Here is a 19,350-nt window from a genome sequence, read left to right as displayed (position 1 = left end):
TTCCTGGATACCGGCAACCGCTCCGCCTTCGCCAATGGCGGCCCCGGCATCCAGCTCTACCCGGATTTCGCGCCCATGACCTGGGAAGCCGCCGGCTGCGCCCCGCTGGTGGTCACCGGAGCGCCGCTTCAGGCCGCCCGACGCCACCTCGCTCGGATAGAAAAACAAACGGAACGATTGGCAGCGTCGCGCACAGCGACACGAACGCCCAATACGCCGACAGCGACAACACCCCCTGGGCGTGCAGCCCGGCCGAAGCGATCCCCAACGCGAAGCACAGATCCCATAAAGGTGCGAGCGCGGTAAAGAACAGCGTCTGCTGCGCCGCGGTCACCCGAGCCTGCAAGGTGGTGAACCACGCCGCGGTGGAAACGATTTCGGGGATGCCCGCGACAGCCAGGACCGCCATGGCCTGCGCGCTGGTGCCAGCCGTCAGCAGCAACAGGTGAAACAGGCCTTCCAGGACGCCGGTGAGCATGCTCAGCCGGAAGGCGGACATGTGCCGCATCAGCCGGTGCGCGAACAGCGCCGACACCACGGCGCCAATCAGCGCCCCCGCCCCTTGCGCCGATAACAGTCCCGTCCACGCGCTGTCCTGGCCGCCATACCAGTCCCGGTTCGCCCAGAACAGGAACGGTCGCAGGCCGCCCAGCATCACCATGTAGGTCAGGCCGGCGATCATCAGGCCGGCGAGTTGCCGGTCGGTGCGGACCAGGCGCCACAGCCCGCCGATCGTTGCGCCCTGGGACCGGCGGGTGGACATGTCGGCGTCCGCGCGCAGCCGCATCACCATGACCGAAGACGCCGCGATCAGGATGGCAAAGCCGGCAAAGGCCGGCTCCGCGCCGGCCAGCATGGCCAGGCCACCCAAGGCCGGACCGATCACCTTGGCACCGCGATCGGCGACCGAGCACAGCGTATTGACCTCCATCGCGAGCCCGGGCGGGGTGACGGGCACGCGCAGCGACAACAGGCCCGGCATGACGAACAGATCCAGGGTGCCGGTCGCGGCCATCAGCACCTGCAACAGCCACAGGCTGGGACACAGCGGCACCAGCGTGGTCAGCCCGGCCTGCAGCAGCAACGCCGATCCCGCGACGCGCGCGGCGCCGAAGCGGCTGAACAGGAAGCCGGCCAGCGGCGCCAGCACGATCTTGGGCAGAATCCGCATGCCCAGGGTCAGCACCAGTGCCATGCCAGCGCCGAACCGATCCGCCACCAGGATCGGCAGGCTGGCGATCACGCACCAGGTACCCAGGTTGTTGCCCAGCAGCGCGCCGAAGAATTCCCGAAATTTTGGCGCCGCCAGCAGCGTGCGGTAGCGGTTCATCGGTGGCCGGGGCGCCCGGCCCCCGTCAGAACCCTGTGCGGGTCGCCGCCGGCGTGTAGTGCTTCTTCGGGAATTCCTCGGTATACGATCGGAGTCCCTTGCCCATCCGCGTCCCCATGTCGCGATACGGTTTCGCCCGTAACTTGGCCACATCCAGGTCGATGCCGATCCCCGGCGTCGTGGGCAGGTCGACGAAACTGTCCTGGACGGTCAGCGGCGTCACCGCGATCTCGTCGCAGGCCGGCTTCAGATTGATGAAACATTCGGCGATCCAGAAATTCGGGATCATGGCGGACAGCTGCACCGTCGCGGCCAGACCCACCAGCGTGGAATTGTAGTTGTGCGGTGCGATCGCCACGGCATGGGGCTGCGCCATCGCCGCGATGTCCAGCATCGCCGACACACCGCCGCAATTGCAGATATCGGGGTTGATGATATCCGCGGCCCTGGCCGCGAAGGCCTGCGCGAAGCCTTCCTTCGAATAGATGGCCTCACCCGTTACGATCGGCACGCCGGGCATGGCGCGGCGCACCTCGGCCACCAGCTCGATATTGTCGCACAGGCACGGTTCCTCGTACCAGCCGACATCGTATTCGCGCAGCCGCTGGCCGATACGGATGGCATGGATCGGCGCCAGGCGGCGATGCACCTCCACCAGCAAGGTAAAGTCGGGGCCGAGAGCCTTGCGCATGGCGGCGACGTAGCGGACGACATGGTCCTCATCCTCGCGGTGAATGAAGCTGCGCCACGGGCCGGGGAACGGGTCCCATTTCAGGCCGGTGTAGCCGGCTTGCCGCACTTTCAGGGCGCGTTCGACATTCTGCTCGATCGTTTCGGTGCCGCTGGACCAGCCATTGGCGTAGACCTTCACCCGCTCCCGCGACGCGCCGCCCAGCATCCGATACAGCGGCATCCCGGCCTTCTTGGCGACGATATCCCAGAGCGCGATCTCGATCGCGCTCCAGGCCGACATCAGGTCCAGGGATGTCCGGCGCATGGCAAAATCCTCGAACACCACCTGCGCGGTGTGGCGGATCTGCGTCGCCTCCCGCCCGATCATGTATTTCGCCAGGTTCTTCAGCAGGCTTTCGATGACCGGCTCCTTGCCGGGCGTCACATAGGCCTCACCCCAGCCATGTACGCCGCTTTCGGTCTCCACGCGGCAGAACAGCAGGTTCTTCGCGGTGCCGGGATCGAACAGAAAGGTCTCGATGCGGGCAATCTTCATGGCACGTTTCCTTGGGCGCGTTCTTCCGGACCGTCGGGCGGCAGTGTATCCCTGCTTGCCCGTGCCGGTCCAATACCCTTACCCCAGGCAGGCAATGCAGATGCCACCCATCCTGTTCCGGGACCGACGCTTCGTCGTCCTCGACAAGCCGGCGGGTTTGCCCGTCCATGCGGGCCCGGCCGGCGGACCAAGCGTGGAGGATGTCTTTCCGCTTCTGTCCCGCCGGAAGGACGGTCCGTGGCTGGTGCACCGGCTGGATGCCGACACCGCCGGCTGCCTGGTGATCGCGCTGCGCAAGGCCGCGCTGCTGGCGGCGCAGGGTTGTTTCGAGAATGGTTCAGCCGAGAAGACCTACTGGGCCATCGTCCGAGGCCACCCGCCCGGAGAGGGCGGGCGTATCGACGCACCGTTGCTGCGCCGGACCGACCGCGCCGGCTGGCGCATGGCCGTCGATCCCGCCGGCCAGCCCGCGACGTCCGATTGGCGCGTGCTGGGCCGCACGCCACGGCTGACCTGGCTGGAGGTGCGCCCGCGCAGCGGACGCACACACCAGGTCCGCGTCCACTGCGCGCATCTGGGCACGCCGATACTGGGCGACGAACGCTATGGCGGTGGCGCGGGCCCGCTACACCTGCTGTCGCGCGCCATCCATCTGCCGCTGACTCCCGCGGTCGATGCGACATCCGAACCACCATCGCATATGCGGGCGGCTTTGCGCGCCTGCGGGTTTCACGTCTGACGAGGACCACGTCCCGCACCCGCTGACTGTGCCGCGCGGCCCTGATCTGGTGGTTACCTGATGGTTCCTTCGCGCGGGCGGCGCGGGAGGCGTCAGCTCATAACAGCACGCAATGCTCCGGCGCGCAGACGATCCGCACGGAGGCACCCTCGTCGATCATCTCGGTCGGTGGCCGGCGCACGATCAGCTGGCCCGGCGGCCAGTCCACGACGTATTGGATGAAATCGCCATGGAACATGCGCCGATGGATCATGCCGGCGGCAACGTTCATCCGGTCCGGCACCGCCGCACTCTCCGGCCGCAATTCGACGTACGAGGAGCGCAGCGCCACTGTCGTTCCGTCCTGCTTGCCGCCCTCGGCAACGGCCAAGCGGACGCCGCCCGTCGCCTCGAACACGCCGTCCGCGGCCAGGCGGCCGGGAATCAGGTTGGCGGCGCCGACAAAGTCCGCCACGAACAGGCTGCCGGGACGGTTGTAGATCGTTTCGGGCGTGCCGATCTGTTCGATCCGGCCATGGTCCATGACGATGATGCGGTCAGAGATCGCCAGCGCCTCCTCCTGGTCATGCGTCACGTAGACGGATGTGACATCCAGCTGCCGCTGCAATTCCCGGATCTCCACCCGCATCTCGGTCCGCAGCTTGGCATCCAGGTTGGACAGCGGCTCATCGAACAGCAGCACGGTGGGGGAGAAGGCGATGGCGCGTGCCACCGCCACGCGCTGCTGCTGGCCGCCCGACAGTTTCGACGCTGACCGGTCAGCGTAGCCATCCATCCGCACCATGTCCAGCACGCGGCGTACCGTCTGCTCCACCTCGGCGCGCGGCAGCTTTCGCAGTGTCAGCCCATACGCGACATTTTCGGCCACCGTCATGTGCGGCCAGATCGCATACGACTGGAACACCATGGACAAGTGCCGCTTCTCGGTCGGCACGTTGCGCCGTTCCGCCGAGGAGAACACCGTCTCGCCGCCCAGGCGGATGGTGCCGGAAGACGGATCCTCCAGCCCGGCGATCGCCCGCAGGGTCGAGGTCTTGCCGCACCCGGACGGCCCCAGCAGGGTAACCAGCTCACCCGGCTGGATGGCAAAGCTGACGCCGCTGACGGCGACGACCTCGCCATAGCGGATGACCAGGTCGTTGACTTCGATACGCGGCGTCATGCCTGCTGCGTCCCCGTGAAACGGCGCGCGACGCCGAACAGAACAACCACCGCGGCGAAGACGGTCGCGGTCAGGATCACCGCCATCGCGGCCGACAGCTCAGAGCTGGATGTCAGCCAGGCGTTGATGATGGCGGGTGATACCACTTTCGACCGCGGCCCCATCAGGAAGATCGACGCGCCAAGTTCCCGCACCGAGGCGATGAAGATCAGCAGCCAGGCCGCCGCCAAGCCCGGCCGCAGCAGCGGCAAGGAGATCGTGCGCATCTGCCGGAGCCAGGACGCGCCGCAGACCCGAGCACACTCCTCCAGGCTGCGATCGACCTGCAGCACGACACCGGCCATGGTGCGCAGGCCCAGCGGCAGGAACACGGTGAAATAGGCGATACCCAGCAGCCACAGCGTGCCATAGATCGGGATCGGAATATTGATCCAGGCCCAGAGCAGGCCCAGGCCGAACACCACCCGCGGCACCGCCTGCGGGAACATCAGCACATATTCGACGAGGCCGCGGCCCGGCAGGTCGGACCGGTAGACGATCCAGGTCAGGATGCCGATCACCGGCACGCCGATGCTGGCCACCGACAGGCCCAGGATCAGGCTGTTGAGGAAGGCCGGCCCAAGGGTGCCGGTGCTGAGCGCGGTGACATAGTTGGCGATCGTGAAGATACTCTCCGACAGGTCCACCGTGGCGAATTTCTGGAACGAGGTCAGCAGCAGCGCAGCCAGCGGCAGGATCACCGCGACCAGGATGTAGAACCAGGCGACCGCCACCAGCAGCCAGCGCGCCCGCCCGACATCCACCGGCCGCGGCCGGAACGCCTTGCCGGTGATCGTGGCATAGGCGCCGCGGCGCATGATCAGCTTGGAGATCGTCAGCGTCACCACCATCGCAACGAACAGCGACAGACCCAGGGCCGCCGCGCGCCCGTATTCCGGCGGGAAGGACTGCGTCGACTCCCAGATCGCTGTCGTCACGACATAGTAACGGCCTGGGATGCCCAGCACGAATGCCGCGGCGAAGGCGCCCAGCATCTCGGCGAACACGAATACCGTCGCCGACAGCACGCCGGGCGCCACCAGCGGCAAGGTAATGCGCAGCGCAGTGCGCAGCTTGCCGGCACCGAACACGCGGGAGCTTTCCTCCAGCGACGGGTCCATCGACTTCATCGCCGCTGAGATCATGACGAAGGCGACCGTGCCCTCAAACAGCGCCATGACCCAGGCGATGCCCAGCGGAGCATAGATATTAAAAAGATCTCCCCCGCCGCCCAGCACGTGCCACAGCTGGTTCAGCAGCCCGTTCTTCGGCGCCGCCAGCACCGCCCAGGCCATCGCGCCAACCAGCGGCGTCATGTAGTACGGCAGCTCCATCAGCCGTTCCAGCCGGCCGTGGCCGGGGATGTTCGTGCGTGTCAGAATCCAGGCCAGCACGAAGCCGATCACCACCGCCATGACCGTGGCGCCGAACGCCACCAGCAGCGTGTTGACCAGCACGTCCAGGTCCCGCCGCATCCCGGCATAGTTGGCGAGGCTGATGGCTTCCGGCGGGAATACGCCCGGCTCGCCGACATTCAGCGATTCCGCGACGATGAACACCACCGGGTAGACGACGAGGGCGGCGCACAGCAGCACCACCAGCAGCATCAGCAGGCCGGGAATGCCGATGCCGCGCAGACGCAGGCTCAGGGCACGCATGGAAAGGTTCAGCGCGTGCCGGTTACCGTGGCCCAGCTCTGCGCAAAGGCCGGTCGCGATTGCAGGAAGTCCTGCCAATCCGAGGGATAAAGCAGTTTCACATGCTCGATCGGCTTGCCGCCGGGCGGCGGCGGCGCATCCGCGCGGGGCGAATTCAACGACATGATCGTATCATAGGCGATCTGACCGGTGCGCGACAGGAACCAGTCCATGAACAGCTGCGCCGCATTCGGATGCGGCGCCTCGGCCACGAGGCCGATCACGCCGGGCGTGGCCGTCAATCCCTCGGTCGGGAAGACGAATTCCACCGGCGCGCCCTTGGCCTTCGCCAGCAGATAAGCGGAATACTGCGCCGTGAAGGCGATCGTGTCCTGGCCGCTGATCATGCGGTCGAATTGCTGCACATAGGAATCAAACGCGCGCGGCTGCAGCGCCGCCAGCTTGTCGAAATAGGCATCGCCGTACAGCTTCCGCAATTCATACCATGTCACATGCTGCAGGCCGGAGGTCGCGGTCTTGGCGTTCATCACGCCCTTCCAGCGCGGCTCCAGGGCATCCTTCCAGGACTTCGGGGCGTCCTCGGGCTTCACCAGCTTCGGGTTATAGGCAAGGCCGGCGATGATGTACGACGACCACGTCCAATAGCCCTTGGGCGTGCTCATGTTGTCGGGCTTGAAGCCGTCCATTTCGGGTGAAACATATTGCATGTAGCCGCCCCGCTTCTGGAAATCCAGCACGTAGCCCATGTCGGTCAGCTGCAGGACATCCACCTGGAACGCCTTCGCCCGGCGCTCCGTCATCAGCTTCTGATACAGCGCACCGGTTTGCAGGCGGATGAAGTTGGTGGAGATCTTTGGAAATGCCTTGTGGAACGCCTCCAGCAGCTTTGCCGACCCTTCCTCGGGGTCCGGCGAGTACAGCACGAGGGAGCCTTCCGCTTCCGCCTTCGCAACGTCGGCGCAGGTGCGGAAGCCGTCCATCTGCCGCGGGCTAGCGCACACCGCATCACCGGCCTGGGCGGGCCGGGCCAACATGCCACCCAGCATAAGGCACGCGGCCAGCACGGCCGTCCGGCCGAATACGACCAGCACGGCCGTCCGGCCGAATACGAATCGAGTCATCGACGTCTCCTCTAGCGGCCGGGTTCATCCCGGGCCGGGCAGCGGATGCGACCGCCGCCTGTCCGTGAAGACGCTACGATGGCACGGGCGCGCGCGGCAAGTCGGCCCGGTAGACCCTTGGCAGGGCAGCCGGCCCGACTTGCCGGACGTCAAATGTATAGGCGAGCGCCGGGCTTCACCGGCGTCGCCCGGTTCAGTGCGAGATCGACTCCAGAGAGCGGTTGCTGGTGCGCGGACCCCAGATGCCGATCGACAGCACCACCATCAGCATGGCGAAGGCGATCAGCCCGAACACGCCCACGGTGCCATGGAAGTTGACGAAGAACCAGCCGATGATGAAGCTGGCGAACACGGTGCTGATGCGGCTGAACGCATAGGTGAAGCCCACCGCTCTGGCACGCACCCGCGTCGGGAACAATTCCGTCTGATAGCTGTGGAACGAATAGGACAGGATGTTGTTCGACAGGGTGATCAGCACGCCGAACAGGATCAGCATCTCCATCGTCTGCTGCTGCGAGAACATCACGCCGAACACGCCGATGCAGATCGCCGCGCCCACAAGCTGCCATTTGCGCTCCCACTTGTCGGCGAACGTCATGGCCAGCAGCGGGCCGAACGGATTGGCCAATGCGATGATGAAAGAGTACATCAGGCTCTGGCCGACATTGATGCCTGTCTGCTTGGCGATCAGCGTCGGCACCCAGGCGGCGAACCCATAGAAGCCGAACGTCTGGAAGAACTGGAACACCATCAGCATGATGGTGCGGCTGCGATACGGTGGGTGCCAGATCTCGGCGAACCTCCCTTTCGCCTGCAGATCATCCACCGCATGGGCTCCCGGCTCCGGCAGCGCCGCGCCGCCCAGGTCGGCCCGCACCCGCGCCTCGATCCGGGCCGTGGCCACTTCGGCGTCCGCCAGCCGGCCATGGGTCACCAGCCAGCGCGGGCTTTCCGGGATCGCCCGGCGCAGGAACCACACGACCAGCGCCCCCAGCGCGCCGATCGCCGCCACCCAGCGCCACCCGTCCCAGCCCAGCGGCGCGATCGGCACCAGCATGTAGGAGATGAAGGCAACGACCGGCACGACGCAGAACTGGACGCATTGATTGAAGGCGAAGGCCCGCCCGCGCAGCGTCCGCGGCACCAGCTCAGCCACATAGGTGTCGATCGTCACCAGTTCCACGCCGATGCCGATCCCGGCGATCATCCGCCAGAGGCAGACGCCCACGCCCGTGCTCTGCACCGCCATGATCAGCGTGGCCGCGCAGTAGGCCAGCATCGACCAGGTGAAGATCGACCGCCGTCCATAGGCGTCGGCCACGAAGCCAAAGACGAAAGTGCCGATGAACAGGCCAAAGAAGGTGGAGGCCACAAACAGCGCCGGCCCCGAGAACATCCCGACGGATATGCCCGTCAACAAGCCTCCCTTGACGAGGCCCGGCACAACATAGCCGGTCATGAACAGGTCGTAGAACTCGAACATGCCGCCCAGGGACAGCAATACGACCAGGGTCCAGATGTAGCGGGTCGCCGGCAGGCGATCGAGCCGCGCCAGAATCGCGGCAGCGGCCGATTCGGCCGGTGTCAGGGTCGTTGTGGACATCTCTCTCCCTTCACGCGTCGGGTTTGCGCGGTGTGCGCGGCAACCTTCGGCCTATACGCCGGCTTGACACTTCACACATACGCGCTGAACGCGGGTCAGGACAGCCTTGTGCGGCGCGTGCGGGTCAGGCAGGGAGGCGGGTTGAGCGTTCGGGGAGCAGCAGTCGGGCCGGCACCCGGCAAGGCCCGAATTTCCGCCATCGGATCAAAGCATCGTGGCGTCCGCCAGGGTGCGCGTCATCTTGCCGGATGTCAGAAACCCACGCCGACGCGCACAGTGCCGGGCGGCAGGGAGGGCATTGGCGAACCCTGCGCATAATCGATCCCCTCGCCCATGATCTGGATTCGCTCGCGGCCGATGCCGCCTTGCACCAGCATGTCCACCACGACACGGACGCGGTCTGCCCGCATGGTGTCGCCCTCGTTGGGATATTGGCCATAATGGAACCCGTCGACCATGACCGGCCGCAGCGCATCAGCCTTGGCATACGCGATCGCCGCCTGCACCGCCTGCTGCCCGTCGGCGTCGGGAATGGCGGAAAAAGGCTGGAACTTCACGAAATAGGTCCGCGGACCACCACCGGCACAGCCGGCAACGGCAAGGACGATCAGCAGAAGGGCACGACGCAGCATGGGAACTCACGGGATGGTGAGCACGGATACAGGCACGAGAGCAACCGCCAATCAAGCCTGGCGATCCGGCCCGGATCGTTTCAACCGCCGCCGTGCCGCGGGTCCTGACCGGGCGCTCGACCGATGACCGGAAACGACCCGTACAATCTGCAGCGCTTCCTGTCGGCTCAGGCACCGGTCATCGACCAGGTCGAGCGGGAGTTGCAGGCCGGACGGAAGACAACCCACTGGATGTGGTTCATCTTCCCGCAGCTAGCCGGCCTCGGTCACAGCGACACCGCCCGCTTCTACGCCATCACATCCCGCGCCGAGGCGGCGGCCTATCTTGCCCACCCGGTTCTGGCCCCCCGCCTGCTGCACTGCACTCAGATCGTGCTCGGCCTCGGCGGCGTGTCGGCACAGACGATCTTCGGCACGGTGGACGCAGCGAAATTCCGCTCCTGCATGACCTTGTTCGCGGCGGTCGCGCCGGAGATGACGGCATTCCAGCAGGCCCTGGACCGCTATTACGGCGGAGAACCGGACAAGGCGACCCTGGTCCGGCTATGAGCGCCCGTCCATCAGGCCGCCGTACCGGCGAGAGCCGGTGCCTTGTCCAGCCTCTCGGCGGCCGCCGCGTGCAGTCTCATGCGCAAAAAAACCGAGCGGCGCGACGCCGCTCGGCCATGGATGGGAGCGGACCGGGCCGCCCCCCGCATCGACCATGGCATCGCCCACCCGGGGCGAGCCGTTTCGTTACATCTGGGCGTAGGAACCGTTCTTCCATTCGAAGAACACATAACCCGCACCGGTTACGTCGCCCTTCTTGTCGAAGCTGACCGGGCCCAGCACCGACGGCCATTTGCCGCCGGCCTTCAGCGCCGCCGCCACTTTCTTCGGATCGGCGGAGCCGGCCTTCTTCACCGCATCAGCCCAGACCTGCACCGCGCCATAGGTATACAGGACGTACCCCTCGGGATCGATGCCCTTCGCCTTGAATTCCTTCACCACATCGGCGGCGGTCTTCATCAGGCGCGGGTCGGGCGGAAAGGTCATCAGCGTGCCGTTTCCGGCATCACCGGCGATCTGCCAGAATTCATTGGTCACCAGCGCATCGCCGCCGACCAGCGTCGCCTTCATCCCCTGTTCCTTCGCCTGCCGGATGATCAACCCGGCTTCGGTATGGTAGCCACCGACATAGATTACCGTCACGCCCGCTTCCTTCAGCTTGCTGACCAGCGCGGAATAATCCTTCTCACCCGGTGTATACGCCGTCGAGATGACTTCCTTGCCGCCGGCGGCGTGCAGCGCCTTCGCCGTCTCATCGGCCAGACCCTTACCGTAGGCCGAGTTGTCGTTCAGGATGGCGATCTTTTCGCCCTTGTAGTGCTTCGCCAGATACTCACCGGCCACTTTGCCCTGCTGGTCGTCACGGCCGCAGACACGGAACGTGTTCCAGCTGCCTTCGTCAGTGAATTTCGGGTTGGTGGAGGCGGGGGAAATCTGCAGGATCCCTTCCTCGGAATAGACCTTGCTGGCGGGGATCGAACTGCCGGAACAGAAATGGCCGGCGACGAACTTCACGCCCTTCGAGGCGAACTGGTTGGCCACGGAAACGGCCTGCTTCGGGTCGCAGGCATCATCGCCCACCTCCAGGATCAGTTTCTGGCCCAGCAATCCACCGGCCTTGTTGATGTCGGCGACCGCCATTTCGGCGCCTTCCTTCATCTGCGTGCCGAACGCGGCATATTCGCCGGTGATCGGGCCGGCCACCGCGATATGGATCTGCGCCCGGGCCGGCGCAGTGGTGCCGAACGCCAGGGCGGCCGCGGCGGCCGCGCCCAGCAGGCCAAGTCGTAGTCCCCGAGGCATGAGCGTCTTGAGCATTGAGCATCCCCGTCTTGTCACGACCGCCGTGTTGGCGGACCGGTCCCGACCCTAGCTTGGAGTTGCCGGTCGCGCCAGAATCCATTGTTTCGTCACGCGATCACGCTGCCCCGGCTGCCCTTCAGCACAGAATACCCTATATAATCAATAGATTATGCGACAGGACCGGGCGGCCGAGGCGGTCGCGCGGCAGCCGGAGAGCCCGGCATGCCAGCGCTTGCATATCGCCGCGATTCGGCCGCCAATCGGATGGGCGCCCCGATTGATCCGTCACGAGGCGTATCGAACGCGGGATGCACGTTCCGGCGCGACGGATCGCTCGCCATCGCCGTGCCCGGCGCGCGGCCAGGAGGTATCGATGTCCAACGCCCTCGCTGACCGCTACCGGCGTTTCGCCACGGTGGAGGCGCATGGCCGCTCGCCCTTGTATGAGATGATCTGCCTGTCGATCGCCGACGATCCGGCGGTGCTGGCGTTTCTCGAGACCCTGCCTGCGTCGCGCCGGCAGCCAAACCTGCTGCTGGCGGCGGTGCGGCATGTGGCCGGCACGGCGCGGGACTGGCCGGCGTTCCGCGGTGCCGTGCTGGATCAGGGTGAAGCTGTCCGGTCGATCATGCTGACCCGTACGACGCAGACCAATGAACCCGCGCGCTGCGCGGTGCTGCTGCCGGTGCTCGGGCGGCTGCCGCAGCCGCTGGCGCTGATCGAGGTCGGTGCATCGGCCGGGTTGTGCCTGCTGCCGGATTTCTACGGCTACGACTATGACGGCCATCGCCTGCTGCCGGCCCAGGCGGACGCGCCGGTGTTCGATTGCCGCACAGACGCGGCCACTCCGAAGCCGTCCGCGTTGCCGGTCGTGGCATGGCGCGCCGGTCTCGACCTTGCGCCGGTGCCGGCGGACGATCCGCGGCAGGCCGCTTGGCTGGAAACGCTGGTGTGGCCGGAGCAGACCGAGCGGCTGGCGAGGCTGCGGTCGGCGCTGCGGATCGCGGCCTCGGTTGGCCCCGTCGTGATGCCGGGTGACCTGCTGACGGATGCGCTGGAGCGGTTGTGCGCCCAGGCGCCGCCGGACGCGACGCTGGTGGTCTACCATACCGCGGTGCTGGCCTATGTTGCCGAACAGGCCGGGCGCGAGGCGTTCGCGGCCAGGGTGCGGCGCCTCGTTCCGTATTGGATAGCCAATGAGGCAGCCTCGGTGCTGCCTGGGATCGCCGCCGCCGCCGGGCCGCTGCCCGAGGCGGGATCGTTCCTGTTGTCGGTCAACGGCACACCGATGGCCTGGACCGATCCGCATGGCGGATCCATGCAATGGATCGGCGGCACCGGATCGGCGGCACCGCGGCGCCGGCCTGACCAGGCGTCCCCTTGAAGAAGATTTCATCCCGCGATCTTCGGCAGCACCTTCTCGGTCAACAGCCGGAACGACCGCTCGCTCATCGGCGCGGCCATCAGATAGGTCATGCCGATCCGGTCCCCAAACGACAGGATCCGGTCAGCCACACGCTCCGCCGTGCCGTGGATCATCACGTCGTCCAGATAGAACTCCACCGGGTCCTTGCCGCCGAATGTCCGCTCCTCCAGCCGCACCGCCCCGTGCTGGGCGCCGATATAGGACGCCAGCGTCCATTCCGCGACGCGCTTCGCGACGGCGCGCGCCTTCTCGTCCGTATCCTCGACCGCGACCAGGCGGGCCATCGGGATGACCCGGCCGGCATCGCTGAACCCCGCCTCGGCCAGCTTCTCGGCATAGTGCCGGCGCTTCTTCACCAGGTCGTCGAAGGACGAATGCGGATCCATCAAAATCGAATATCCCTGCGAAGCCGACCACTCGATCGCGGTGAGGGAGGATGCCGCCGTCCACACCGGCGGGTGCGGCGCCTGCATCGGCTTTGGCAGCACCTCCACGTCCTCGTACTGGAAGAACCGGCCGTGATGGGTCAGCCGCTGGTTCGTCCAGGCCTTCATCACGATCTCGACGGTTTCGTGGAAGCGCGGCCCGCTTTCCTCGCCCGGAATGCCGAAGGCGACGAACTCGCTGCGTTCGAACCCCCGTCCGGCGCCCCAGTTTACCCGGCCGCCGGACAGCACATCCAGCAGCGCGACTTCCTCGGCCAGGCGCAGCGGGTTGTAGAACGGCGCCAGCGATACCGCCATGCCGATCCGCAGCCGTCGGGTCCGAGCGGCCGCCATCGTGCCCATCATGTGGACCGAAGGGCAGACGGAGAAGCTGGAGAAATGATGCTCCGCCAGCCAGACACAGTCATACTGGGCCTGATCCATGATGGCGAAGCGCTGCAGGGCGGTCTCATAGACGGAATTGAGCGGCACGGACCGGTCGCGCCAGCCGAAGAATTGCAGAATCCCGACCTGCATGAACGCCTCCTGCTTGGGTGCATTGTCCGCACCGGCTTATTATGTGCCGGATGGTGCTGGCCCGGCAGCCAAATGTCCATCATTCAGGCTACGGTCAGGCTGGCTGGCGCAGGCCGGCTGCCGCGATGCGCCGCCCATCCGTCGGCGGCCATGCCTTGCCGATCGCCATGACCGGCGACACACTCGCGCCAACCAACAGACACGCCGTCGGACCGGTCGCCGATACGGCAACGAAGGAGGACGCAGCATGGACCTGAAAGGCGCCGTCGCCCTGATCACCGGCGGCAATGGCGGGCTCGGACAGCGGATTTGCCACGCGCTGGCGCGTGAGGGCGTCCATGTCGCGGTGATGTACGCGCAAAGCAGGGAGCAGGCCGAGGGCGTGGCGCGCGAACTGGCTTCCACCTGCCAGGTCAACGCCGCCGCCTTCGGCTGCGACATCACCGATCCCGCCGCCGTCACCGCGCTGGTCGATCAGGTGACGAAGCGCTTCGGCCGGCTGGACATCCTGGTCAATGACGCCGCCTTCAACAAGCCGATCCGTTTTCCTGACCTGGACAACCTGACCGAGGAGGTCTGGGAGAAGATCATGGCGGTGAACCTGACCGGCCCGATGCGTCTGACCAAGGCGGTGGCGCCGGTGATGAAGGCGCAGGGGCGGGGGCGGATCGTCAACATCGCGTCCGTCGCCGGTCTGACACCCACGGGCTCCTCGATCGCCTATGCCGTCTCAAAGGCGGGCCTGATCCACCTGACCCGTTGCATGGCCGTCGCGCTGGCGCCGGAGACGCTGGTGAACTGCGTCGCCCCCGGCTTGCTGGAAGGCACGCGCGCCACCGCCAACCTCAGTGAGGAGCAGGTGAGGAATTCGGCCGCCGGCGCGCTGCTGAAGCAGGCGGCCGACAAGGATGACTGCGCCGACATGGTGGTGACCATGTGCCGGACCGAAACGATGACCGGCCAGACCGTGGTGATCGACGCCGGCCGGGTATTTCATTGACGGCGTCATCGAATGTCGATGATGCGGGGAAGCCGGCTGAGACGCTTGAGCAGCGCCCCGACGTGCCGTACAGGCGCCGTGATGCGCCAGGAGGTGGATTTTTCAAGCTGCTCGATACGGTCTCGCAGCATCGCGGTTTCTGCCGTCAGCCGTTCCATCGCACCGTCGCCGGCGGCCACGAGAGGTTCCATCGGCGCGCGCTTGACGGCGGTCACCAGGGAGCCGCTGGCGACCGCTCGTTTCAGGTGTTCGTCGAGCGTGACACACCAATCCTGGGCCAGTTGCTCCTCCAGACTCATTGAAACAAGGTCCTGCACGCGAAGCGCGCGAAATCTGTCCGCGACATCGCCCGGCAAGCCATTGCTCCACGCGGTCAGATCCAATTCGCGGCGATAGCCGGGTGGTGATGCCGCTCTATCGTCGCCGGCGCGACCTCACAGTACGGCTCGAGAAGACTTTCGTTCCCGCGCGGCGTCGCATTGAAATAGTGGTGCGGATAGCCATGCATGCCCTGAAGAAAGGGCCAATCCACAAAAACGGTGCCACCGACCTTCAGGACCCGGCACATCTCCCGAACCACATCCCAGGGGCGCAGCGTATGCTCCTGGACCGCGAAGCAAAAAATGAAGTCGAACAGCTCATCGGCGAACGGCAGGTCTTCCCCGACGCAGATGACGTCCGTGCTGGCGGACGGGTAAATATCCGCGTTGACAACATTATCGTAATAGACGTGACGCAGCCCGGCCCCCAGATCCAGAAACAGCTTGTCTCGATTATTCCTAACCAGTTCAGCAAATCGGGTGCTGTAGGGGTGGGCGGAGACAGGGACGTCCTCTGGAATACCGAATTGGCTCGCTATGTCGGGCGGGATGAAGTTCAATGCCCCGCGGCTCGTCATGCTCAATGGGGACCGTCTTGGCCGCCAGGTCACCTGGCGTAACTTTTCCTGGCGCATCTGATCGATGATCGCGACATTGGCGTATTGAATCCGGCCCTCACCTTGGCCTATCCGCCTGAAATGCTCGGGTGGCGACAAGCCCGATCCCGCGACATCAGGGTTCGCCGCCACATAGGCGATCTCGTCGATCTCCTCGGCCGAGGCAGGATGCTGGACACTGGCAGCTTCATGCGGCAACGAACCGGTCACGGTCCCAGTCCAAATTCTATCATGATCGCAATGACACCAGCCGGCACAAAGTCTGACTCATCGCGAGCCCCTTTCGTCATCATGGAAAGGAACGGCGGAGCGGTCGGCATCCATGGCACAGGGCATAATCGACCTTTTCGTTTCTGAACAGTCTGGTCGAGCGGATGATGGATCCAACAGCGCGATTCACACGCCTTCCAACCGCCGGCTTCAGGCGATCGCGCTCTATCCCAGCACCGACCGGATGAAGCGGCGCAGCGCGCGCAATGTATGGGCGCGCGACAGCCCGGTCGGGATCACCACGTCGGCCCGCCGCCGCTTCTCCCGGTCCGGCATCTGCCGAGCGATAATGGCCAGCACGTCGGCGCGGCTCATTCTCCGGCGCAGCGACACGCGGTGGACCTGCACGGCAAGCGGCGCCGAGACAACGACGACGATGTCGCACCGCTTGTCGAACCCCGCCTCGAACAGCAGCGGCACGTCCAGCACCACCGCACGTTTCCCCGCCCGCCGCGCTCGGCCGACGAAATCGTGCTCCTCCTGCTCCACCATCGGGTGGAGAATCTGCTCCAGCCGGCGGAAGGCGGCACGGTCTTCGATCACCATGGCTCGCAGCGCTGCGCGATCGACCGCCCCGTCCTTCACGGAGCCCGGAAACGCCGCCGCGATCGCCTTCACCGCCCGCCCGCCCCTGGCCTGCATGCGGTGCACCGCCAGATCGGCATCGAACACCGGAATCCCGGCGCGGCGGAACGCCGCGGCGGCGGTGGACTTGCCCATGCCGATGCCGCCGGTCAGGCCGATGATCTTCATGCCGCCAACAGGTCCGCCGCGACGAAACGGTACAGCTCGTCATCCACCACCGGTTCTACTCCGAACCAGGCTTGGAAACCCGGCACCGCCTGGTGCAGCAGCATGCCCAGGCCGCCCACCGTCCTCAGACCGCGTGCCCTGGCGTCCGCCAGCAGCGGTGTTTCCAGCGGGACATAGACGATGTCGGCAACGGCGGGCGATCCGGCGGACAAGTCGACCGGCAAATCACCCTGCCCGCCCATGCCCAGCGGCGTGGTGTTGACCACCAGCGCATTGTCGGCCACCGCCGCGTGCCGGCGGTTCCAGTCGATCACCGCCAGGCCCGGCAGGTCGGCCGCCAGCGCGTCGGCCTTTTCGCGGGTCCGGTTCGCCACCGTCACGCTCACGCCCAGGTCCAGCAGCACCGCCGCGATGGCCCGCGCCGATCCGCCCGCCCCCAGCAGCAGCGCCGGACCGGCCGCCGGATCGACGCCGTGCTGGCGCAGATTGTTCAGGAACCCCAGCCCGTCGGTGTTGCTGCCGGTGATCCGGCCCTCGTGGAATACCAGCGTATTGACTGCGCCGGCACGCCGCGCCGAGGCATCCACCGTGTCACAGATCTCGAAAGCGGCGACCTTGTGCGGGATCGTTACGTTGCAGCCGGCGAAGCCCGCCGCCAGCAGCCCCTTGACGGCCGCCGTCCAGTCCTCCGGCCGGATCGGCAGCGGAACATAGGCGCCGTCGACTCCATGGCGTTCCAGCCAGAACCCGTGCAGCCGCGGTGAGCGGGAGTGGCTGACAGGCCAGCCGGTGATGCCCGCCAGGCGGGCCTTGCCAGAAAGGATTGTCATATCGTTTTGATATCCGATCGGATCAGGTCAGGAATTTCTCGGTCCAGCTCTTGTAGTCGCCGTCCCGCGTCACCCGGGCCATCATGTCGGCCGAGGCGATGCCGGTCAGTTGCGATGGCCTCGTACCCTCCCGCAACGCCTTCAACGTATCATAGGTCGCCTTCACCGCCGCCGAGAACGGCTGGTGCCCCTGCAGCGCGATGCGCACGCCGCGCGAGGCAAGATAGTCCCTGTCCTGCAGGTCACCCGACACGCCGCCCAGCATCAGCGGGATTTTCACCTCCGCGGCAATGGCATCCAGGTCGGCGCGGGTCAGGCCGCCGGCAATGAACAGCGCGTCGACGCCGGTATCCTGATATGCCTTCAGCCGCTTGATGCCGTCCGCCAGGCCGGTGATCGACGGCGCGCTGGTACGGCCGATGACGGTCAGTGCCTTGTCCTCGCGCGCGGCCAGCGCCGCCTTCATCTTGCCGATGCCTTCATCGATCGGAATGACCGTCGGCTTCTTCTCCCCGAAGGTGCGCGGCAGCAGCGTGTCCTCGATCATCAGGGCCGCCACGCCGGCGGTCTCCAGCTCCTGCACGGTGCGCATCACGTTCAGCGCGTTGCCGTAGCCGTGGTCGGCGTCCACCATCAGCGGCAGCTTGCCCGCACGGTTGATACGGTAGGCCTGCTGGGCGAATTCGGTCAGGGTCAGAACGATCAGGTCCGGCGCGCCGAGCACGGTGAAGGACGCGATGGAGCCGGCGAACATGCCGACCTCGAACCCCAGCTCCTCGGCGATGCGGGCCGAGATGGCGTCGTAGACCGATCCGGGATGGATGCAGGCCGAGCCGGCAATGACGGTGCGGTAACGCTCGCGGCGGTCGGTCCAGTGCATGGTTTCCCCCGATGTGATGAGGCGGCATGGTAGGGGCGTCAGGGAAAACGGGAAAGGGAGGCGCCGGGATGGAAGAGCTGGGCATACGGCATCACCACGCGGAGCTGGGCGATGTGCGGCTGCACTATGTCACGGCCGGCAACGGTTTCCCGGTGGTGCTGCTGCATGGCTGGCCGCAGAGCTGGTTCGAATGGCGGCACATCATCCCCGGCCTTGCGCAACAGTATCGCGTGATCGCGCCGGACCTGCGCGGGCTGGGCGACTCCTCCCGGCCGGCCGGCGGGTACGACAAGAAGACGATCGGCCACGATATCTGGCGGCTGGTGCACGAAGTGCTGGGTATCGACGCTTTCTATCTGGTGGGCCATGACTGGGGCGGTCCCACCGCCTATGCCGTCGCGGCGGTCCACCCGGGCGCGGTGAGGAAGCTGGCAATTTTGGACGTGACCATTCCCGGCGATGGCAGCCCGACTATCAGCCAGGGTGGGCGGCGCTGGCACCATGCGCTGCATCAGACACTGGACCTGCCCGAGGCGCTGATCGCCGGCCGGGAGGACATCTATCTGGGCTGGTTCTACCGCAACTACGGCGCCCGGCCGCTGGCGGAGGAAGAAACCGCCGAATACTTACGGACTTACCGCCAGCCGGGGGCACTGCGGGCCGGGTTTTCCTATTATCGGGCCATCCCGACAGATATCGCCGACAATGCCGCGACCGCCGCGTCCTTCAAGCTGCCGATGCCGGTGCTGGCGCTGGGCGGCGACCGCGCCTGGGGCCGGCGGGAGGAGGTGCTGGACTCGCTCCGCCGCATGGCCACGGATGTGCGCGGTGGCATCGTCGAAAATTGCGGTCACTGGATGCCGGAAGAGCAGCCCGCGGTGCTGTTGGACCGGTTGCTGGCATTCTTCCGGTCATGACCGTCCTCGGCG

General features: G+C 66.3%; 19 protein-coding genes. 5 read left to right on the top strand and 14 right to left on the bottom strand.

Annotated features, from left to right (window positions below):
- Positions 1-112 precede the first annotated feature (112 nt).
- Positions 113-1,330 carry an MFS transporter gene (locus VHC04_RS16490; RefSeq protein ID WP_325683240.1) on the bottom strand — a complete coding sequence of 406 codons (1,218 nt, stop codon included), beginning with the start codon at positions 1,328-1,330 and terminating at the stop codon, positions 113-115.
- 25 nt (positions 1,331-1,355) lie between these two features.
- Positions 1,356-2,558 carry a mandelate racemase/muconate lactonizing enzyme family protein gene (locus tag VHC04_RS16485; protein ID WP_325683238.1) on the bottom strand — a complete coding sequence of 401 codons (1,203 nt, stop codon included), beginning with the start codon at positions 2,556-2,558 and terminating at the stop codon, positions 1,356-1,358.
- Positions 2,559-2,658: 100 nt separating this feature from the next.
- Between VHC04_RS16485 and VHC04_RS16480 the strand changes: the two genes are divergently transcribed.
- Positions 2,659-3,297, top strand: a complete 639-nt coding sequence (locus VHC04_RS16480; protein ID WP_325683236.1) for an RluA family pseudouridine synthase — start codon at positions 2,659-2,661, stop codon at positions 3,295-3,297.
- A 97-nt stretch (positions 3,298-3,394) separates the two neighbouring features.
- Here VHC04_RS16480 and VHC04_RS16475 read toward each other — a convergent pair whose 3' ends face one another.
- From VHC04_RS16475 to VHC04_RS16455, 5 genes are all read right to left on the bottom strand, one after another.
- Entirely contained in the window at positions 3,395-4,459 is a 1,065-nt protein-coding gene (locus tag VHC04_RS16475; RefSeq protein WP_325683234.1) for an ABC transporter ATP-binding protein, read from the bottom strand.
- Complete coding sequence (locus VHC04_RS16470; protein WP_325683232.1) at positions 4,456-6,156, bottom strand: ABC transporter permease; 1,701 nt, start codon at positions 6,154-6,156, stop codon at positions 4,456-4,458. Before VHC04_RS16470 ends, VHC04_RS16475 begins: the two co-directional genes overlap by 4 nt.
- A gap of 8 nt (positions 6,157-6,164) precedes the next feature.
- Positions 6,165-7,277 (bottom strand): ABC transporter substrate-binding protein, encoded by a 1,113-nt coding sequence (locus tag VHC04_RS16465; protein WP_325683230.1) that lies wholly within the window; start codon positions 7,275-7,277, stop codon positions 6,165-6,167.
- Positions 7,278-7,470: 193 nt separating this feature from the next.
- Positions 7,471-8,880: an MFS transporter gene (locus VHC04_RS16460; RefSeq protein ID WP_325683229.1), complete on the bottom strand. Its 1,410-nt coding sequence runs from the start codon at positions 8,878-8,880 to the stop codon at positions 7,471-7,473.
- A gap of 251 nt (positions 8,881-9,131) precedes the next feature.
- Positions 9,132-9,512 (bottom strand): hypothetical protein, encoded by a 381-nt coding sequence (locus tag VHC04_RS16455; RefSeq protein ID WP_325683227.1) that lies wholly within the window; start codon positions 9,510-9,512, stop codon positions 9,132-9,134.
- 123 nt (positions 9,513-9,635) lie between these two features.
- On the opposite strand from VHC04_RS16455, the gene VHC04_RS16450 reads away from it, so the two are divergent.
- Positions 9,636-10,061, top strand: a complete 426-nt coding sequence (locus tag VHC04_RS16450; protein ID WP_325683225.1) for a DUF1810 domain-containing protein — start codon at positions 9,636-9,638, stop codon at positions 10,059-10,061.
- 186 nt (positions 10,062-10,247) lie between these two features.
- Here the strand turns inward: VHC04_RS16450 and VHC04_RS16445 are convergent, their stop codons facing one another.
- Entirely contained in the window at positions 10,248-11,378 is a 1,131-nt protein-coding gene (locus VHC04_RS16445; protein WP_325683223.1) for a branched-chain amino acid ABC transporter substrate-binding protein, read from the bottom strand.
- 358 nt (positions 11,379-11,736) lie between these two features.
- Here VHC04_RS16445 and VHC04_RS16440 point away from each other — a divergent pair, with 358 nt between their 5' ends.
- The gene (locus VHC04_RS16440; protein WP_325683221.1) at positions 11,737-12,747 is read left to right on the top strand and encodes a DUF2332 domain-containing protein; all 1,011 of its coding nucleotides are present in this window, start codon (positions 11,737-11,739) and stop codon (positions 12,745-12,747) included.
- An 8-nt stretch (positions 12,748-12,755) separates the two neighbouring features.
- Here VHC04_RS16440 and VHC04_RS16435 read toward each other — a convergent pair whose 3' ends face one another.
- Positions 12,756-13,751 (bottom strand): LLM class flavin-dependent oxidoreductase, encoded by a 996-nt coding sequence (locus tag VHC04_RS16435; RefSeq protein WP_325683219.1) that lies wholly within the window; start codon positions 13,749-13,751, stop codon positions 12,756-12,758.
- A gap of 247 nt (positions 13,752-13,998) precedes the next feature.
- Here VHC04_RS16435 and VHC04_RS16430 point away from each other — a divergent pair, with 247 nt between their 5' ends.
- Positions 13,999-14,751 carry an SDR family NAD(P)-dependent oxidoreductase gene (locus VHC04_RS16430; protein WP_325683217.1) on the top strand — a complete coding sequence of 251 codons (753 nt, stop codon included), beginning with the start codon at positions 13,999-14,001 and terminating at the stop codon, positions 14,749-14,751.
- A gap of 5 nt (positions 14,752-14,756) precedes the next feature.
- On the opposite strand, the gene VHC04_RS16425 is transcribed toward VHC04_RS16430, so the two are convergent.
- The 5 genes from VHC04_RS16425 to VHC04_RS16405 form a co-directional block, all read right to left on the bottom strand.
- Entirely contained in the window at positions 14,757-15,134 is a 378-nt protein-coding gene (locus VHC04_RS16425) for a hypothetical protein (protein WP_325683215.1), read from the bottom strand.
- Positions 15,125-15,898 carry a class I SAM-dependent methyltransferase gene (locus VHC04_RS16420; RefSeq protein ID WP_325683213.1) on the bottom strand — a complete coding sequence of 258 codons (774 nt, stop codon included), beginning with the start codon at positions 15,896-15,898 and terminating at the stop codon, positions 15,125-15,127. Before VHC04_RS16420 ends, VHC04_RS16425 begins: the two co-directional genes overlap by 10 nt.
- Before the next feature lie 225 nt (positions 15,899-16,123).
- The gene (gene coaE / locus VHC04_RS16415; protein WP_325683211.1) at positions 16,124-16,711 is read right to left on the bottom strand and encodes a dephospho-CoA kinase; all 588 of its coding nucleotides are present in this window, start codon (positions 16,709-16,711) and stop codon (positions 16,124-16,126) included.
- On the bottom strand, positions 16,708-17,541 hold the full coding sequence (locus VHC04_RS16410) for a shikimate dehydrogenase (protein WP_325683209.1): 834 nt from the start codon (positions 17,539-17,541) through the stop codon (positions 16,708-16,710). Before VHC04_RS16410 ends, coaE begins: the two co-directional genes overlap by 4 nt.
- A gap of 22 nt (positions 17,542-17,563) precedes the next feature.
- On the bottom strand, positions 17,564-18,421 hold the full coding sequence (locus tag VHC04_RS16405; protein ID WP_325683207.1) for an isocitrate lyase/PEP mutase family protein: 858 nt from the start codon (positions 18,419-18,421) through the stop codon (positions 17,564-17,566).
- 68 nt (positions 18,422-18,489) lie between these two features.
- On the opposite strand from VHC04_RS16405, the gene VHC04_RS16400 reads away from it, so the two are divergent.
- Positions 18,490-19,338: an alpha/beta fold hydrolase gene (locus VHC04_RS16400; protein WP_325683205.1), complete on the top strand. Its 849-nt coding sequence runs from the start codon at positions 18,490-18,492 to the stop codon at positions 19,336-19,338.
- Positions 19,339-19,350 lie beyond the last annotated feature (12 nt).

The organism is Rhodopila sp. (assembly GCF_035548095.1).
Lineage (GTDB): Bacteria > Pseudomonadota > Alphaproteobacteria > Acetobacterales > Acetobacteraceae > Rhodopila.
Note: the sequence above shows the minus strand (reverse complement) of the source record. Positions and strands in the feature narration are given on the sequence as shown.

Excerpts from the sequence above, each read along its gene's own strand:
- VHC04_RS16405 (WP_325683207.1), bottom strand. The coding sequence starts at position 18,421 with ATGCACTGGACCGACCGCCGCGAGCGTTACCGCACCGTCATTGCCGGC.
- VHC04_RS16490 (WP_325683240.1), bottom strand. The coding sequence starts at position 1,330 with ATGAACCGCTACCGCACGCTGCTGGCGGCGCCAAAATTTCGGGAATTC.
- VHC04_RS16440 (WP_325683221.1), top strand. The coding sequence starts at position 11,737 with ATGTCCAACGCCCTCGCTGACCGCTACCGGCGTTTCGCCACGGTGGAG.
- VHC04_RS16465 (WP_325683230.1), bottom strand. The coding sequence starts at position 7,277 with ATGACTCGATTCGTATTCGGCCGGACGGCCGTGCTGGTCGTATTCGGC.
- VHC04_RS16430 (WP_325683217.1), top strand. The coding sequence starts at position 13,999 with ATGGACCTGAAAGGCGCCGTCGCCCTGATCACCGGCGGCAATGGCGGG.
- VHC04_RS16435 (WP_325683219.1), bottom strand. The coding sequence starts at position 13,751 with ATGCAGGTCGGGATTCTGCAATTCTTCGGCTGGCGCGACCGGTCCGTG.
- VHC04_RS16485 (WP_325683238.1), bottom strand. The coding sequence starts at position 2,558 with ATGAAGATTGCCCGCATCGAGACCTTTCTGTTCGATCCCGGCACCGCG.
- VHC04_RS16455 (WP_325683227.1), bottom strand. The coding sequence starts at position 9,512 with ATGCTGCGTCGTGCCCTTCTGCTGATCGTCCTTGCCGTTGCCGGCTGT.
- VHC04_RS16480 (WP_325683236.1), top strand. The coding sequence starts at position 2,659 with ATGCCACCCATCCTGTTCCGGGACCGACGCTTCGTCGTCCTCGACAAG.
- VHC04_RS16400 (WP_325683205.1), top strand. The coding sequence starts at position 18,490 with ATGGAAGAGCTGGGCATACGGCATCACCACGCGGAGCTGGGCGATGTG.
- VHC04_RS16410 (WP_325683209.1), bottom strand. The coding sequence starts at position 17,541 with ATGACAATCCTTTCTGGCAAGGCCCGCCTGGCGGGCATCACCGGCTGG.
- VHC04_RS16475 (WP_325683234.1), bottom strand. The coding sequence starts at position 4,459 with ATGACGCCGCGTATCGAAGTCAACGACCTGGTCATCCGCTATGGCGAG.
- VHC04_RS16445 (WP_325683223.1), bottom strand. The coding sequence starts at position 11,378 with ATGCTCAAGACGCTCATGCCTCGGGGACTACGACTTGGCCTGCTGGGC.
- coaE (WP_325683211.1), bottom strand. The coding sequence starts at position 16,711 with ATGAAGATCATCGGCCTGACCGGCGGCATCGGCATGGGCAAGTCCACC.
- VHC04_RS16460 (WP_325683229.1), bottom strand. The coding sequence starts at position 8,880 with ATGTCCACAACGACCCTGACACCGGCCGAATCGGCCGCTGCCGCGATT.
- VHC04_RS16470 (WP_325683232.1), bottom strand. The coding sequence starts at position 6,156 with ATGCGTGCCCTGAGCCTGCGTCTGCGCGGCATCGGCATTCCCGGCCTG.
- VHC04_RS16450 (WP_325683225.1), top strand. The coding sequence starts at position 9,636 with ATGACCGGAAACGACCCGTACAATCTGCAGCGCTTCCTGTCGGCTCAG.